General features: G+C 41.9%; 19 protein-coding genes. 18 read left to right on the plus strand and 1 reads right to left on the minus strand.

What is annotated here, in order from left to right:
* Window positions 1-11: 11 nt before the first annotated feature.
* The 14 genes from C6Y07_RS09375 (at window position 12) to C6Y07_RS09440 (ending at window position 11,227) form a co-directional block, all read left to right on the plus strand.
* Window positions 12-470 carry a low molecular weight protein arginine phosphatase gene (locus tag C6Y07_RS09375; protein WP_060597488.1) on the plus strand — a complete coding sequence of 153 codons (459 nt, stop codon included), beginning with the start codon at window positions 12-14 and terminating at the stop codon, window positions 468-470.
* Window positions 471-610: 140 nt separating this feature from the next.
* Window positions 611-1,060, plus strand: a complete 450-nt coding sequence (rpiB, locus tag C6Y07_RS09380) for a ribose 5-phosphate isomerase B (RefSeq protein ID WP_003214714.1) — start codon at window positions 611-613, stop codon at window positions 1,058-1,060.
* Window positions 1,061-1,072: 12 nt separating this feature from the next.
* Window positions 1,073-1,612, plus strand: a complete 540-nt coding sequence (locus tag C6Y07_RS09385; protein WP_058013477.1) for a TIGR01440 family protein — start codon at window positions 1,073-1,075, stop codon at window positions 1,610-1,612.
* A 177-nt stretch (window positions 1,613-1,789) separates the two neighbouring features.
* On the plus strand, window positions 1,790-3,037 hold the full coding sequence (glyA, locus tag C6Y07_RS09390; protein WP_034660289.1) for a serine hydroxymethyltransferase: 1,248 nt from the start codon (window positions 1,790-1,792) through the stop codon (window positions 3,035-3,037).
* A gap of 147 nt (window positions 3,038-3,184) precedes the next feature.
* Window positions 3,185-3,814, plus strand: a complete 630-nt coding sequence (upp, locus tag C6Y07_RS09395) for a uracil phosphoribosyltransferase (RefSeq protein ID WP_003214553.1) — start codon at window positions 3,185-3,187, stop codon at window positions 3,812-3,814.
* 496 nt (window positions 3,815-4,310) lie between these two features.
* Window positions 4,311-4,694 (plus strand): ATP synthase subunit I, encoded by a 384-nt coding sequence (locus C6Y07_RS09400; protein ID WP_024423731.1) that lies wholly within the window; start codon window positions 4,311-4,313, stop codon window positions 4,692-4,694.
* Between the two features lie 7 nt (window positions 4,695-4,701).
* Window positions 4,702-5,436, plus strand: a complete 735-nt coding sequence (gene atpB, locus C6Y07_RS09405) for a F0F1 ATP synthase subunit A (RefSeq protein WP_003215198.1) — start codon at window positions 4,702-4,704, stop codon at window positions 5,434-5,436.
* A gap of 48 nt (window positions 5,437-5,484) precedes the next feature.
* Complete coding sequence (gene atpE / locus C6Y07_RS09410; RefSeq protein ID WP_003214968.1) at window positions 5,485-5,697, plus strand: F0F1 ATP synthase subunit C; 213 nt, start codon at window positions 5,485-5,487, stop codon at window positions 5,695-5,697.
* Between the two features lie 120 nt (window positions 5,698-5,817).
* The gene (gene atpF / locus C6Y07_RS09415) at window positions 5,818-6,339 is read left to right on the plus strand and encodes a F0F1 ATP synthase subunit B (protein WP_034660288.1); all 522 of its coding nucleotides are present in this window, start codon (window positions 5,818-5,820) and stop codon (window positions 6,337-6,339) included.
* A complete protein-coding gene (locus C6Y07_RS09420) occupies window positions 6,336-6,881 on the plus strand; it encodes a F0F1 ATP synthase subunit delta (protein WP_034660287.1) in 546 nt (181 codons plus the stop codon). The genes atpF and C6Y07_RS09420 overlap by 4 nt, the downstream gene beginning before the upstream one ends.
* 16 nt (window positions 6,882-6,897) lie before the next feature.
* Complete coding sequence (gene atpA, locus C6Y07_RS09425; protein WP_034660286.1) at window positions 6,898-8,406, plus strand: F0F1 ATP synthase subunit alpha; 1,509 nt, start codon at window positions 6,898-6,900, stop codon at window positions 8,404-8,406.
* A gap of 88 nt (window positions 8,407-8,494) precedes the next feature.
* Window positions 8,495-9,361, plus strand: coding sequence for a F0F1 ATP synthase subunit gamma (locus C6Y07_RS09430; protein WP_034660284.1), 867 nt, complete (start codon window positions 8,495-8,497; stop codon window positions 9,359-9,361).
* Between the two features lie 24 nt (window positions 9,362-9,385).
* Entirely contained in the window at window positions 9,386-10,807 is a 1,422-nt protein-coding gene (gene atpD / locus C6Y07_RS09435; RefSeq protein ID WP_034660283.1) for a F0F1 ATP synthase subunit beta, read from the plus strand.
* A gap of 24 nt (window positions 10,808-10,831) precedes the next feature.
* Window positions 10,832-11,227, plus strand: a complete 396-nt coding sequence (locus C6Y07_RS09440; protein ID WP_034660282.1) for a F0F1 ATP synthase subunit epsilon — start codon at window positions 10,832-10,834, stop codon at window positions 11,225-11,227.
* A gap of 40 nt (window positions 11,228-11,267) precedes the next feature.
* Here C6Y07_RS09440 and C6Y07_RS09445 read toward each other — a convergent pair whose 3' ends face one another.
* Window positions 11,268-11,774, minus strand: a complete 507-nt coding sequence (locus C6Y07_RS09445; RefSeq protein WP_374955720.1) for a hypothetical protein — start codon at window positions 11,772-11,774, stop codon at window positions 11,268-11,270.
* A 137-nt stretch (window positions 11,775-11,911) separates the two neighbouring features.
* Between C6Y07_RS09445 and C6Y07_RS09450 the strand changes: the two genes are divergently transcribed.
* The 4 genes from C6Y07_RS09450 to spoIID all read left to right on the plus strand — a co-directional run bounded on the left by C6Y07_RS09450 (window position 11,912) and on the right by spoIID (window position 15,625).
* On the plus strand, window positions 11,912-12,142 hold the full coding sequence (locus tag C6Y07_RS09450; RefSeq protein WP_034660280.1) for a DUF1146 family protein: 231 nt from the start codon (window positions 11,912-11,914) through the stop codon (window positions 12,140-12,142).
* Window positions 12,143-12,270: 128 nt separating this feature from the next.
* Entirely contained in the window at window positions 12,271-13,005 is a 735-nt protein-coding gene (locus tag C6Y07_RS09455; RefSeq protein ID WP_034660279.1) for a YwmB family TATA-box binding protein, read from the plus strand.
* 32 nt (window positions 13,006-13,037) lie between these two features.
* Complete coding sequence (gene murA / locus C6Y07_RS09460) at window positions 13,038-14,345, plus strand: UDP-N-acetylglucosamine 1-carboxyvinyltransferase (protein WP_034660278.1); 1,308 nt, start codon at window positions 13,038-13,040, stop codon at window positions 14,343-14,345.
* 254 nt (window positions 14,346-14,599) lie between these two features.
* The gene (gene spoIID, locus C6Y07_RS09465; protein ID WP_106071343.1) at window positions 14,600-15,625 is read left to right on the plus strand and encodes a stage II sporulation protein D; all 1,026 of its coding nucleotides are present in this window, start codon (window positions 14,600-14,602) and stop codon (window positions 15,623-15,625) included.
* Window positions 15,626-15,644 lie beyond the last annotated feature (19 nt).

Genomic DNA, 15,644 nt, shown 5'->3' on the forward strand with positions numbered 1-15,644 from the left:
GAGGGCGAAAGATGAAAATCTTATTTGTTTGTACGGGAAATACATGCAGAAGTCCTATGGCTCAAGCCCTTTTTGCTTCAATTGCACATGATAAAGGTTTAGAGGTCACTGTTAAATCAGCGGGCATTTTTGCCTTAGATGCTGGGAAGGCTTCTCCTCAAGCGGTCGAAGCATTATTTGAGAAAAGCATTCCACTGAACCATTCTTCATCAAAACTGACAGAGGATCTTCTGCGAGAAGCAGATTACGTCTTCACCATGACCATGCAGCATAAACAGTTGATTGTGGAGCAATATGCGCATGCAAAAGACAAGATCTTCACTCTAAAGGAATTTGCGACAGGAACAGAAGGCGATGTATCCGATCCGTTTGGAGGAAGTCTGTCTGTTTATCAGGAAACACGTGATGAACTTGAAGCATTGCTCTTTCAACTGGCTGAGAGATTGAAAAAAGATCAGACATCCTCATAATGGACAACCTGTAAAACCGTTGCGTCAACGGTTTTTCTGCTTTTGTTTGCAAATGACTAGGCAGAGGTTAAAATATAACTATAAATAAAGAATAAATGTAAGGCATGACAGATCAACTCACCCTTAGGAGGAATTGCCCGATGAAAGTAGCCATTGCATCCGATCACGGCGGAACGAATATTCGTGAAGAAATCAAACAACTGATGGATGAATTGAAGATTGAATACATTGATATGGGTTGTGAATGTGGATCAGGTTCTGTAGACTACCCAGATTATGCTTTTCCTGTAGCTAATATGGTGGCAAACGGAGAAGTCGACCGCGGCATTTTAATTTGCGGGACAGGCATCGGTATGAGCATCTCAGCAAACAAAGTGAAAGGAATTCGCTGTGCGCTGGCGCATGATACATTTAGTGCGAAAGCGACTAGAGAACATAATGATACAAACGTCCTTGCGATGGGAGAGCGAGTTATTGGACCTGGATTAGCACGTGAGATTGCGCACATTTGGCTGACAACAGAATTTACGGCAGGACGACATGCTGTGCGGATTGGTAAAATCGCTGATTACGAAGAAAAGCACCTATAAGGAGCGCTTAACATGAACATTGGTCAAGATTGGCTTGAAATGTTAAAAGAGTTTCATCAAATGGTCGAACTGCGTGCTGGACAAATTTTAGTCATCGGCTGCAGTACATCGGAAGTGGCTGGCGAGCATATTGGTACAGCAGGAAGTGAGCAAATTGCTGCGTCTATCTATCAAGAATTGGATCAGCTAAGACGAGAGACTGGCATTGAGCTCGCTTTCCAGTGCTGTGAGCATCTGAATCGTGCTCTTGTTGTGGAAGAAGAAGTGGCTTTCCGGCTTAACCTAGAGATTGTAGCGGCAGTACCTGTCCGAAAGGCGGGTGGTTCGATGGCGGCTCATGCGTATCAGCACATGGAACATCCTGTGTTAGTTGAATCCATCGAGGCGCATGCTGGAATCGATATCGGTGATACATTGATTGGGATGCATCTAAAGAGAGTCGCTGTACCTGTTCGCCTCAGTCGTCATCAATTAGGACATGCACATGTGACGTTTGCGAAAACGCGTCCGAAGCTGATTGGCGGAGAACGAGCGGTTTATACAAGATCATAGCTTAGATATATTTCTAATATAATGTTGAATGATGAAGACGCTTCACCGCTTGAATATTCGGTTTTTCGCAAAAAAAGAAGTCGATTTCCCAAAAAAACTTTTACATTTCACTCAAAAACCGTGTACAATGAGATGGTGAAAACATCGAATGGAAATAGATTGGAGAGGATTTCGCTGATGAAACATTTACCTGAGCAAGACGCACAAGTATTCAAGGCAATTCAACTAGAGCGGAAACGCCAGCAGGACAAAATTGAATTAATTGCATCAGAAAACTTTGTAAGCGAAGCAGTCATGGAAGCGCAGGGCTCTGTATTAACAAACAAATATGCAGAGGGCTACCCTGGTAAACGCTACTATGGCGGCTGTGAACATGTAGACGTTGTAGAAGATATCGCACGTGACCGCGCAAAAGAAATTTTTGGTGCTGAGTATGTGAACGTACAGCCTCACTCAGGTGCTCAAGCGAATATGGCCGTATACTTTACCATTCTTGAGCATGGCGATACAGTGCTAGGTATGAACTTATCACATGGCGGGCATTTAACGCACGGAAGCCCTGTCAACTTTAGTGGTGTACAGTACAACTTTGTAGAATATGGTGTCGATAAAGAAACGCAGCATATCGACTACCAAGATGTACTTGAAAAAGCACGTGAACATAAGCCAAAGCTAATTGTAGCGGGTGCAAGTGCATACCCACGTCAAATTGATTTCAAAAAGTTCCGTGAGATTGCGGATGAAGTCGGTGCTTACTTTATGGTCGACATGGCTCACATTGCGGGTCTTGTTGCAGTAGGTCTTCATCCAAATCCAGTTCCATATGCAGATTTTGTGACAACGACAACTCACAAAACATTGCGTGGACCTCGCGGCGGAATGATCCTATGCCGTGAAGAGTTTGGTAAAAAGATCGACAAATCGATCTTCCCTGGTATTCAAGGTGGACCACTGATGCATGTCATCTCTGCAAAAGCTGTTTCTTTCGGTGAAGTATTGAACGGAGATTTCAAAACATATGCACAAAACGTCATTGATAATGCAAAGCAGCTAGCTGAAACCCTGTTATCTGAAAATATTCAGCTTGTATCTGGTGGAACGGATAACCATCTTGTTCTCATCGACTTGCGTTCTCTTGGCATCACAGGAAAAATTGCAGAAAATGTTCTTGATGAAATCGGTATTACAGTGAACAAAAATGCGATTCCTTATGATCCAGAAAAACCTTTTGTCACAAGTGGTGTACGTGTTGGTACAGCAGCAGTGACAAGCCGTGGTTTCGATCAAGAGGCGATGAAAGAAGTCGGTTCCATTATTGCGCTTGCTCTAAAACATCATGAAGATGAAGCGAAATTAGAAGAAGCGAAAAAGCGTGTATCTGATCTAACTGCCCGCTTCCCTCTATATAACGAATTAGATTATTAAAAAGCAGACCCATTTGCCTATTATTGGCATGTGGGTTTTTTTTGTAGGATTTGCGAATCATATTGAAAGATGACGTCTTTTTATGTAGAATTGTAGGAAGTGTGCAAAGTTCACCGGAAGATGACAGAAAAGGAGTTGTAGCAAGCAATGGCAAAGGTTTATGTATTTGATCACCCGCTTATTCAGCACAAACTTACATATATTCGTGACGTTCATACAGGAACAAAAGAATTTAGAGAGCTAGTGGATGAAGTCGCAACATTAATGGCATTTGAAATCACAAGAGACTTACCGCTTGAAGAGGTAGATGTAGAAACACCTGTACAAGTAGCCAAATCAAACGTGATCTCAGGGAAGAAACTCGGTGTTGTGCCAATTTTAAGAGCAGGTCTTGGAATGGTGGACGGGATTTTGAAACTCATTCCAGCTGCTAAAGTGGGACATGTCGGTTTATACCGTGATCCGAAAACATTAAAGCCTGTTGAATATTATGTGAAGCTTCCATCTGATGTGGAAGAGCGTGAATTTATCGTAGTAGATCCAATGCTTGCAACTGGCGGTTCAGCAGTCGAAGCATTGAACAGCTTGAAAAAACGCGGGGCGAAAAACATTCGCTTCATGTGTCTGATTGCTGCCCCTGAAGGTGTAGAAGAAATGCAAAAGCATCATCCTGATGTTGATATCTACATTGCAGCATTAGATGAGAAATTGAACGAAAAAGGCTACATTATCCCAGGTCTTGGTGATGCTGGTGACCGTATGTATGGAACGAAATAACATGTTTTAATAAAAGCCCACATGCAAACGTGCATGTGGGCTTTTTGAAATATATGACAAACGGTTGATATCGTTCTTAGAAAAATCAATGTATACTGAACATTAGCTGTTTTTTTCAATGAATGTCACGTGTCTCCTAAAGTTTGATGAAATTGTGAACATTTTGTGTGCTCTATCACTATAGAAAAGTTTTTTAACTTTCAACGGATTGACACATCATAGACGCTATTGTATGCTAAACGAGGGTATTATGGTAAGGTTTTCATAGCCTATAGCACTCTACTAATCCTCATTGTGAACCCTTTAATTATCAGGGTTTGTATCAGCGAATGAAGCAACATCCCATAGATCTTTAGATTTCAAGTCTGATTGTGCAATTAGACCGATGGGTGATTGATTTTTTTCGAACAGGACTGCTTATCATAAGCGTCTTCTACGCAGTTTTCATCACCAATTATCACCTTTTTTACAATATTTTTCATCGGGAGTCAGATGAATGAACGATCCAAACGCGATTTTCCGCAGACAGAGTAAATATATGTTCTATCTATTGGCAATTTTTGTGTTTGGCTATGCCATGCCTGGTTTTAAACCACTGTTTCTTGGTTTCATTATCGGCACAATTTTTGCTTTCTTTAATTTATTCCTACTTATACGGAGAATGCACGCTTTTGATCGAGCGGTTAAAAAAGGAAAATCCATTCGTTCAATGGGAAGTACAGCCAGGTGGGCCAACGCAATTCTCGCAGTAGCGATTGCTTGGCGTTACCCTAATGAAGTTCATCTGGCAGGTGTTGTTATAGGATTAATGACAATATATCCTGTCATTATGATAGATTCCTTCATTCAACTTAAACGTTCTACTATGGAAGAGAGGTGAATACTCTTTGGGTCACAGTTCAAAAACGACAGAATTTTTAGGGTTAACGTTCAACTTATCCAATGTTCTCATGATTACGATTGCTAGTATCATCGTTCTTCTCATAGCGGTGCTGACTACTCGTGTTCTGTCTATTCGTCCGACAAAGGCGCAGAACTTCATGGAATGGATTGTTGATTTTGTTCGAAATATCATAGGTAGTTCGATGGACATGAAAACAGGAGCCCCATTTCTAGCGCTTGGCGTTACATTACTCATGTACATATTTGTTTCAAACATGCTTGGACTGCCATTCTCGATTACGGTCGATCACAACTTGTGGTGGAAATCACCAACAGCAGACCCTGCAATCACAATGACACTAGCGATTATGGTCATGGGATTGACACATTACTACGGTGTCAAGGCAAAAGGAGTCAAGGAATATACGAAAGACTACTTCAGACCAATTCCGCTTTTAGTACCATTGAAACTTATTGAAGAATTTGCAAACACGCTAACACTTGGTTTGCGTCTTTATGGAAACATTTTTGCTGGAGAGATTCTTCTTGGTTTGCTTGCAGGACTTGCGACCAATTTCTACACGCAAAACATTGCACTTGGTATCGTTGGTACATTAGGTGCCATCGTGCCGATGATTGTATGGCAGGCATTCAGTTTGTTTGTCGGAACAATCCAAGCATTTATCTTCACCATGCTGACAATGGTGTACATTTCCCATAAAGTCAGCGATGAACACTAAAAAATTGAGAGTCCAAAAAGGACGTTATTTTAAAGGAGGAGCTTTTTAATGAATTTAATAGCAGCAGCAATTGCAATCGGTTTGGGAGCACTAGGAGCAGGTATTGGTAACGGTCTAATCGTATCTAAAACAGTTGAAGGAATCGCTCGTCAGCCAGAAGCTGGTAGAGAACTAAGAACACTTATGTTCATCGGGGTCGCTTTAGTTGAGGCACTTCCAATTATCGCTGTCGTTATCGCATTCTTGGCATTCTTTGGTTAATATGTGAGAAGCGTTCTAATATGAATTTTAATGGCGAAGATCAGATTAGTTCGAAACTTCGCCATTCCTTTATGTTTTGTTTCTTAACATATTATTTAAAGAAGGGAGTTGCCGTACTAAATGTCTCAGTTACCAGTGGTTTTAGGAGCAGGTGGCTTAAGTTTCAACGCCGGGGATATGTTATTCCAGCTTATCGCTATGCTCATCCTGCTTGCACTTTTAAAGAAATTTGCGCTTAAACCTTTATTAGGTATTATGAAGCAGCGTGAAGATTATATAGGAAATGAAATTTCAAGTGCTGAACAAAAGCACGTTCAAGCTGAAAAGCTTCTTGAAGAACAACGTGTCTTATTGAAAGAAGCACGCGAAGAATCACATACACTCATCGAAAATGCGAAAAAGATTGGTGAGAAACAAAAAGAAGAGATCATTCAAGCAGCACGTCAAGAGTCAGAGCGCTTGAAAGAGTCTGCTAGAACTGAAATCGTGAAAGAAAAAGAACAAGCTGTGGCTGCACTGCGTGAGCAGGTTGCATCACTATCTGTACTCATTGCATCTAAAGTGATTGAAAGAGAACTTGATGAGCAAGCACAAGAGAAATTGATTCAAGAGTATCTTAAAGAGGCAGGCGAAAGCCGATGAGCGTGACTATTGTCTCTAAGCGTTACGCTTCTGCTCTTTTTGACATCGTTCTTGCTTCTTCGGCAGTAGACGAAACTGAAAAAGAGCTGAATGAGATCAAAAAAGTTCTAAAGGCTGACCAAGAATTGAATGACTTTCTTGTTCATCCAAAGATTACGGCAGACAAAAAGAAACATTTGATTGCAGAAGCTTTCAAAGGTGTTTCGACACATGTATTGCACACCATGTATTTATTGATTGACCGCGGACGCACGAATATTTTCTCTGAAATGACGTCTGAGTTTGTGAAACTTGCAAACCGCACGAAACAAATAGACGATGCGGTCGTGTATTCAGTGAAACCGCTGAGCGGCGCTGAAATTCAATCTTTATCTGAAGTATTTGCCAAAAAAGCCGGAGTCACATCACTGCGTGTTGAAAATGTGATTGACAAGGATCTAATAGGCGGAGTGAAAATCCGTATCGGAAACCGCATTTATGACGGCAGTGTCAGCGGAAAGCTTTCCCGCATTGAACGTCAGCTTGCAGGCGAAAATCGTTAGAAGGGGTGAAACCTTAGTGAGTATCAAAGCTGAAGAGATTAGCGCGCTGATAAAGCAGCAAATCCAAAACTATCAATCTGAAATTGAAGTAAAAGATGTCGGTACAGTCATTCAAGTAGGGGACGGTATCGCGCGTGTACATGGCCTTGACAACATTATGGCAGGAGAGCTGGTTGAGTTCTCTAACGGTGTAATGGGTATGGCTCAAAACCTTGAGGAGTCTAACGTAGGTATCGTGATTTTAGGACCTTACAAAGATATCCGTGAAGGTGACGATGTAAAACGTACAGGTCGTATCATGGAGGTTCCAGTAGGTGAAGAATTAATCGGACGTATTGTGAACCCACTTGGTCAGCCTGTTGATGGACTAGGTCCAATCTTAACGAGCAAAACTCGTCCAATCGAAAGTGAAGCACCAGGCGTTATGGACCGTAAATCTGTACATGAGCCGCTTCAAACAGGGATTAAAGCAATTGATGCCTTGATTCCAATCGGACGCGGACAGCGTGAATTGATCATTGGTGACCGTCAAACAGGTAAAACATCTGTTGCAATTGATACGATCCTAAACCAAAAAGATCAAGACATGATCTGTATTTATGTAGCGATCGGACAAAAGGAATCAACGGTTCGTGGTGTTGTTGAAACACTTCGTAAGCATGGTGCGCTTGATTACACAATCGTAGTCACAGCTTCTGCATCACAGCCAGCCCCGCTTCTTTACCTTGCTCCTTATGCAGGTGTAACGATGGGTGAGGAATTCATGTATAACGGCAAGCACGTACTTGTTGTATATGATGACCTTTCTAAACAAGCGGCAGCTTACCGTGAGCTTTCATTATTGCTTCGTCGTCCTCCAGGTCGTGAGGCATTCCCTGGTGATGTTTTCTATCTTCACTCTCGTTTATTAGAGCGTGCAGCGAAGCTTAGTGACGAAAAGGGTGGCGGTTCTATCACAGCATTGCCTTTCGTAGAAACGCAAGCTGGCGATATCTCTGCATATATCCCAACAAACGTTATTTCAATCACAGATGGACAGATTTTCTTACAATCTGATCTCTTCTTCTCAGGCGTACGTCCAGCAGTAAACGCAGGATTGTCTGTATCTCGTGTAGGTGGTTCTGCACAAATCAAAGCGATGAAAAAGGTAGCAGGTACACTTCGTCTGGATCTTGCTTCTTATCGTGAGCTTGAAGCATTCGCTCAGTTTGGATCTGATCTAGACCAAGCGACTCAAGCAAAATTAAACCGTGGTGCTAGAACAGTTGAAGTCTTAAAACAAGACTTGAACAAACCGCTTAAAGTTGAAAAACAAGTAGCGATTCTTTATGCACTTACAAGAGGATACTTAGACGATGTCGCGATTGCTGATGTCAAACGTTTTGAAGCTGAGTTATTCATGTACATTGAAGAAAACCATAAAGACTTGTTTGACACCATCTCTCAAACAGGAAACATGCCTGCTGATGAAGAGTGGAATACAGCAATCGAAGGCTTTAAACGTACGTTTGCACCAAGCAACTAATTAGTAATCTTTCCGAGAGAAAAAGATTCTCTTTTTCTCTCTTTTCACGTAAATGAACACGGATTCCTGAAAAAAGGTGGTGAAATCTTTGGCCTCATTACGCGATATAAAGTCAAGGATCACGTCAACGAAAAAATCGAGTCAGATCACAAAAGCGATGCAAATGGTATCAGCTGCGAAACTGAATCGTGCTGAAAACAATGCGAAGTCTTTTGTTCCTTACATGGAGAAAATCCAGGAAGTGGTTGCTGCAATCGCAACTGGAACAAGTGCTAAGCACCCAATGCTTCTTTCAAGACCTGTCAAGAAAACAGGGTATCTCGTCATTACATCTGATCGGGGGCTTGCAGGACCTTTTAACAGCTCGATTTTGCGTGCCGCTTACCAAACCATTCAATCTCGTCATCAATCCGCTGATGAATATGCGGTGATTGTGATTGGTAAAATCGGACGCGACTTCTTCAAAAAGCGCGGTATTCCAGTTATTTCTGAAGTAACAGGGCTTGGAGACGAAGTAGCGTTTGCTGATATTAAAGAATTAGCAAGCAGTACAGTTCAAATGTTCTCTGATGAAGCGTTTGACGAACTTTACATGTTCTACAACCACTTTGTCAGTGCCATTTCACAAGAAGTAACAGAGAAGAAATTATTGCCGCTAACGGACCTTTCGGCCGCAGCGACACCAAATAAACGTTCCGCATCTTATGAGTTTGAGCCTTCTGAAGAAGAAATTCTTGAAGTTCTCCTTCCTCAATATGCAGAGAGTTTGATTTTCGGTGCGCTTCTTGACAGCAAAGCAAGTGAACATGCTGCAAGGATGACAGCAATGAAGAGTGCAACAGACAACGCAAAAGAATTGATCGACAACCTGACACTCTCTTATAACCGTGCTCGTCAAGCAGCGATTACACAAGAGATTACAGAAATTGTCGGCGGAGCAGCTGCCTTAGAATAGAAATAATTGTCAGGAGGGAATGCAATGAAAACAGGACGCATCAGTCAGATCATGGGACCAGTCGTAGACGTTCATTTTGAAGACGGTCACTTGCCTGAGATTTATAATGCGATCAGAGTTTCGCATAAAGCGGAAAGCGAAAGTGAAGTTACTATCGACTTAACTTTAGAAGTAGCACTACATTTAGGTGATAATACAGTCAGAACCATCGCAATGGCATCAACAGACGGTGTGAAGCGCGGTATGGAAGCTGTAGACCTTGGAAAACCAATTTCAGTACCAGTTGGTAACGTAACACTTGGACGTGTATTCAACGTACTGGGAGATAACATTGACTTAGATGAGCCACTTGGTGTGGAAGCCCAAAGAGATCCAATCCACAGACAAGCGCCTTCTTTTGATCAACTTTCTACAGAAGTTGAAATTCTTGAAACGGGTATTAAAGTTGTTGACCTTCTTGCTCCTTACATCAAGGGTGGAAAGATCGGTCTATTCGGTGGGGCCGGTGTAGGTAAAACCGTTCTGATTCAAGAATTGATCAACAACATCGCACAAGAACACGGCGGTATTTCTGTATTCGCTGGTGTTGGAGAGCGTACACGTGAAGGAAACGACCTTTACTACGAAATGAAAGATTCTGGCGTTATCGAAAAAACAGCCATGGTCTTCGGCCAAATGAACGAGCCGCCAGGTGCACGTATGCGTGTTGCCCTAACTGGTTTGACAATGGCAGAGCATTTCCGTGATGAACTAGGTCAAGACGTATTGTTCTTCATCGATAACATCTATCGTTTTACCCAAGCAGGTTCTGAAGTATCAGCCCTTCTTGGACGTATGCCTTCAGCGGTAGGTTATCAGCCGACACTTGCAACAGAAATGGGTCAGCTGCAAGAGCGTATCACGTCTACAAACGTAGGATCGGTTACATCGATTCAAGCGATCTATGTACCTGCGGATGACTATACGGATCCAGCTCCAGCAACAACGTTCGCTCACCTTGATGCAACGACAAACCTTGAGCGTAAGCTGACTGAAATGGGTATTTACCCAGCGGTTGATCCTCTTGCTTCAACATCTCGTGCACTTGCACCTGAGATCGTTGGCGAAGAGCATTATGCCATTGCGCGTGAAGTGCAGCAAACATTGCAGCGTTATAAAGAACTACAAGATATCATTGCCATTTTAGGTATGGATGAATTATCTGAGGACGATAAGCTTGTGGTACACAGAGCGCGTCGTGTTCAATTCTTCCTATCTCAAAACTTCCACGTAGCAGAGCAGTTCACTGGCCAAAAAGGTTCTTACGTGCCATTGAAAGAAACTGTTAAAGGCTTCAAGGAAATCTTATCTGGTAAATACGATCACCTTCCAGAAGATGCATTCCGCTTAGTTGGACGCATTGAAGAAGTGGTTGAAAAAGCCAAAGAGATGGGTGTAGAGGCCTAATCTGGTCCTTAGGAGGGTAAAAGCATGAAGACCGTTCAAGTCAATATCGTTACTCCCGACGGCCCAGTGTATGAAGCGGATGTGGAAATGGTCAGTGTCAGAGCAGAAAGCGGTGAGCTTGGTATTTTAGCTGGCCACGTTCCAATGGTTGCTCCGCTAAAAATCGGTGCAGTTCGCTTAAAACATAGTGGATCAACTGAATTGGTTGCAGTAAGTGGCGGATTTGTTGAAGTTCGCCCTGAACAAGTAACCATTCTTGCTCAGGCCGCTGAAACATCAGATAAAGTTGATGTCGATCGTGCTAAATCAGCGAAACAGCGTGCTGAAGAGCATTTGAACCACCCGAATGAAAGTGATGTACGCCGGGCGGAACTCGCATTAAAACGGGCGTTAAACCGTTTAAATGTAGCAGGGAAATAAAACAGAAAATCCTTCTTATCACAATGATAAGAAGGATTTTTTAGAATGACATGAGAGATTGGTACATCGACACATACGGGTGAGAATCCTGTTTTTCAAGATATAAGTGCTCGCAAAACTGCGTACTATGCCACGTTTTATTGTGCCGGCGCAAACCAAGCGTATATTGATGCGGAGAGTCCATATAAGGCCGCACGACCCAGTCAGCATCTGAATGATGACGGAGGACAACCTCTCCCATATACACACTCATCATCGCTTCTAATGCATCTATTGGCATTTTCCACTCAGCAAACAGCTGCTTGGTAAATGCATCAAAGTATAGTGATTCTAACTGATACAGGCTTTCCTCAGAATAATCCAAAGAAATGTTATGAAAATGACACAATTGCGCTAATTCTTCTAGCTGTGTCTGTCTATAATCAAAGTAGAAAGCAATGGCCTCCCATTCATGATCAAATGAGGGAACCAGTTCTCCGTACAAATCAACAAAGTCAGGAAAAGAATCTTTCAATGTGTTCAGCTCCTTCCACACGCAGTATATCATCTCCCTGGCACCAGGATAAGAGGGGATTTACTCTAAATATAGCTCTTTTTTCCAAATGATTCATCTTTCCGATTTTCGAGGATATAATGAAAGGGAGTTTTCCTTTACAGAAATAAATAAAAGGAGGATTCAACTGTATGGAAGACGTAGGACAACAAGCCATCGTGAGTATTGTGATCCACCTGTTTTTTATTGCGGTAACATGGTGGGCATTGCTTGCCGTAAATATTGATCCACTGATTAAAAAAGGGAAAATCGTTCAGGCAAGATTGCTGATGATGCTCATTACCATTGCCATCGCATCTGCAGTCAGCAATTTCTTCCTTGATTACTTAAATTTCTCTAGACAAATTCCTTATATGTTCTAACATAAAAGGTTTGGTCACTACCTTATGCGGGAACGTAAAAAGAAGCGTCAAAAGTACGGCCTTTGATGACTTTTCCACGTATGCATAGACCTCCTTGCGGCAACACTTGTAGCAAGGGGGAATGACAAGTGAGAAAGTATGTAAAAGGTTGGCCATTATTTGCGTTTATTCTTTTTTTTGTTCTGATGATTCAAGGTGTTCGTGCGGAAGAATCTTCTCCGCTCGCCCAAATAGCAGAAGGTCTGAAAAACCAGCAAATTGAAGTAGATGGATGGACCCTTCACGCCAAAACAAATGTAGACATTTCATCCGAACAATTTTCAAAAAAAGTGCAACGTTTGAAAGACGAACTACGACAGTATGAGTGGACCGAAAAAGAAGAGAAACATGTCACCAAAGTCACAGGAATTTACAAAGATGAAAAAAATGATACTTTATCGAAAATTTTACTCGTGAAGACCGACACAAAATCCAATCAAAAGTCGTATTTATTATATGAGCAAAAAGGTGCTCGCCCACTGAATACCTGGGAGCATACATATGATCAGTTCGTACGTCATGCAAAAAGCATATTACAAGAGAAATTTGTAATTTTTACTTGTCTCGATGGTCATGTAAATGGTATGATGGATGTTGTTTTGCAAAAAAAAGCTGAAACGTTAGCAAATGAATTTCAAGCAAAACCAGTTGAGTATCTCGTTGAGTCTAATTTTGTGTCGCTTTCCGCTTACACAGATAAGTGGGAACAGTTCATTATGACTTCAAATGATAAAATGAATGTTCAAATTGCCATCAGAAGTTCGGAAATGAACGAAAATCATACGATTACGGTTGGCACACCAATCGTAACGACTGAATATTAATATAGAGAATTTGGGACGCGGAGGGGAAGACCTTGGAAAAAATCATCGTCCGCGGCGGTCAAAAGTTAAACGGCACAGTTAAAGTAGAAGGCGCAAAAAATGCCGTTTTACCAGTTATCGCTGCATCTTTGTTAGCAAGTACAGAAAAAAGCGTAATTTGTGATGTACCTACGCTCTCCGATGTATATACAATCAATGAAGTGTTACGTCATTTAGGAGCAGAAGTACATTTTGAAAATAACGAAGTATCAGTGGATGCATCTCATGCACTAGAAACTGAGGCTCCGTTTGAGTATGTCCGTAAAATGCGAGCGTCTGTGCTCGTCATGGGACCACTTTTAGCAAGAACAGGTCATGCAAGAGTTGCATTACCTGGAGGCTGTGCGATTGGTTCAAGACCAATTGACCAGCATTTAAAAGGCTTTGAAGCAATGGGAGCTAAAATTCAAGTAGGAAATGGTTTCATCGAGGCTGAAGTAAAAGGCCGTTTAAAAGGTGCGAAAATCTATTTGGATTTCCCAAGTGTCGGTGCAACTGAAAACATCATCATGGCAGCAGCATTAGCTGAAGGAACAACGATTTTAGAAAACGTAGCAAAAGAACCTGAAATTGTTGATTTGGCAAACTACATCAATGCCATGGGCGGTAAGGTTCGCGGAGCTGGTACTGGTACAATCAAAATCGAAGGTGTGGAAACACTTCACGGTGCAAAACACAACATCATCCCTGACAGAATTGAAGCAGGTACTTTCATGGTGGCAGCAGCTATTACAGAAGGAAATGTTCTTGTAAAGGGCGCAGTGCCAGAGCACATGACATCACTTGTAGCAAAAATGGAAGAAATGGGTATTCAGATCATTGAAGAAGAAGAAGGTTTAAGAGTCATTGGACCATCTGAGCTCAAGCCAATCGATCTAAAAACAATGCCACATCCTGGTTTCCCAACGGATATGCAATCTCAGATGATGGCGCTATTGCTTCGTGCGAACGGAACAAGCATGATTACAGAAACGGTGTTTGAAAACCGCTTTATGCATGCTGAAGAATTCCGCCGCATGAATGGCGATATTAAAATTGAGGGTCGCTCTGTGATTATCAACGGGCCGGTTCAACTTCAAGGTGCTGAAGTATCAGCGACTGATTTAAGAGCAGGAGCAGCACTTGTACTTGCTGGATTAGTAGCAGAAGGTCATACACGTGTCACGGAGTTGAAGCATATCGATCGTGGTTATGTGAACTTCCACCAGAAGCTTGCAGCAATCGGTGCAGATATTGAAAGAGTAAACGATGAAACAGCAGATGTGACACAAGAACAAGTTGTATCAGATCTGAACGCGTAATTATAAAGAAATCAGTGTGTCCATGGGGCATGCTGATTTTTTTTAGAATCATAGAATGCTTTATTTTTAAAGCTTATCATTAGTGTATCCAACCATCTTAAATTTTATTCATAAAGACGAACAGTAAAATCAGTTGATAAACAGCCTCATATCTTCATCAAAAGACTTGTCCACTGAATGAAAGAAGCTGTCATATTAGCTTGTCCCCGCCCATAGGATAAAAGAGATTCAATGACAAATGGGGGCAGCCAAATATGAAACCAATGATATGGACAATCGCAGGAATATGCATCATTATTTTAATGATTCCAACTTTACTTGTGTTGCCGACGTTTCAAGGGAAACCGGAGGTAAGCCAGCATGTATCAGCGGAGCCATCAGTTAAAAAAGAAGTGAAGGGTACAGTCAAATTGAAGCAATCACCCGTCGCTATCCCCGTCTATCGTTCAGCTCATCAGCAGGTAGAAAACATCCCCTTAGAAGAGTATGTGATCGGTGTCGTAGCGTCTGAAATGCCAGCTGATTTTGAAATGGAAGCACTCAAGGCACAGGCACTCGCTGCAAGAACGTATATCGTCAGACAAATGATCATCGATAAGACCGTCAAATCACCAAAGGGCTCTCTTGTAGATGACACCCAAATGTTCCAAGTTTATAAAAACAAGCAGGAACTCAAGAAAATTTGGGGGAAAGCGTACAATTGGAAGTTAAAAAAAGTCACAGAAGCTGTCGCCAGCACACAAGGAAAAGTGCTGACTTATGACGAGAAACCAATTGATGCCTCATTCTTTTCAACAAGTAACGGAAAAACGGAAAATGCTGAAGCTTATTGGAAAAACGAAATCCCATATTTGAAAAGTGTCTCAAGTAAATGGGACGAAAAATCGCCAAAATTTCAAAACAAGAAAACCATCCCAGTTAGTGAATTTCAGCAAAAATTAGGTGTGACGCTCACTCAGCAGGCTCAGGTAGGACAGATAGTAGAACGGACGCCAGGAAATCAAGTAGCGAAAGCCGTAATAAACGGTAAAACACTGACAGGCAGAGACATTCGAGAGTCACTAGGACTTCATTCAGCGGACTTTACATGGGAACGACAGGGCCAGCAAATTATCATTACGACAAAAGGGTATGGCCATGGGGTTGGAATGAGTCAGTATGGTGCGCACTATATGGCACAGTCAGGCAAAAAAGTAGAGGCTATCGTGAAACATTATTATAAAGGGATTCAAATTGAATCAGCTGAACGTTTTCTCAACACGTATATGGCTAAAAAATAAAGCAAAGGTGCCTCAGAAA

It is taken from the genome of Bacillus sp. LNXM12-1 (assembly GCF_003004375.1).
GTDB lineage: Bacteria > Bacillota > Bacilli > Bacillales > Bacillaceae > Bacillus.

Coding starts and splice junctions, on each gene's coding strand:
- C6Y07_RS09450 (WP_034660280.1), top strand. CDS start 11,912: ATGGAAGACGTAGGACAACAAGCCATCGTGAGTATTGTGATCCACCTG.
- C6Y07_RS09400 (WP_024423731.1), top strand. CDS start 4,311: ATGAACGATCCAAACGCGATTTTCCGCAGACAGAGTAAATATATGTTC.
- rpiB (WP_003214714.1), top strand. CDS start 611: ATGAAAGTAGCCATTGCATCCGATCACGGCGGAACGAATATTCGTGAA.
- spoIID (WP_106071343.1), top strand. CDS start 14,600: ATGAAACCAATGATATGGACAATCGCAGGAATATGCATCATTATTTTA.
- upp (WP_003214553.1), top strand. CDS start 3,185: ATGGCAAAGGTTTATGTATTTGATCACCCGCTTATTCAGCACAAACTT.
- C6Y07_RS09420 (WP_034660287.1), top strand. CDS start 6,336: ATGAGCGTGACTATTGTCTCTAAGCGTTACGCTTCTGCTCTTTTTGAC.
- atpE (WP_003214968.1), top strand. CDS start 5,485: ATGAATTTAATAGCAGCAGCAATTGCAATCGGTTTGGGAGCACTAGGA.
- atpD (WP_034660283.1), top strand. CDS start 9,386: ATGAAAACAGGACGCATCAGTCAGATCATGGGACCAGTCGTAGACGTT.
- C6Y07_RS09385 (WP_058013477.1), top strand. CDS start 1,073: ATGAACATTGGTCAAGATTGGCTTGAAATGTTAAAAGAGTTTCATCAA.
- C6Y07_RS09440 (WP_034660282.1), top strand. CDS start 10,832: ATGAAGACCGTTCAAGTCAATATCGTTACTCCCGACGGCCCAGTGTAT.
- C6Y07_RS09445 (WP_374955720.1), bottom strand. CDS start 11,774: ATGATATACTGCGTGTGGAAGGAGCTGAACACATTGAAAGATTCTTTT.
- C6Y07_RS09375 (WP_060597488.1), top strand. CDS start 12: ATGAAAATCTTATTTGTTTGTACGGGAAATACATGCAGAAGTCCTATG.
- atpF (WP_034660288.1), top strand. CDS start 5,818: ATGTCTCAGTTACCAGTGGTTTTAGGAGCAGGTGGCTTAAGTTTCAAC.
- glyA (WP_034660289.1), top strand. CDS start 1,790: ATGAAACATTTACCTGAGCAAGACGCACAAGTATTCAAGGCAATTCAA.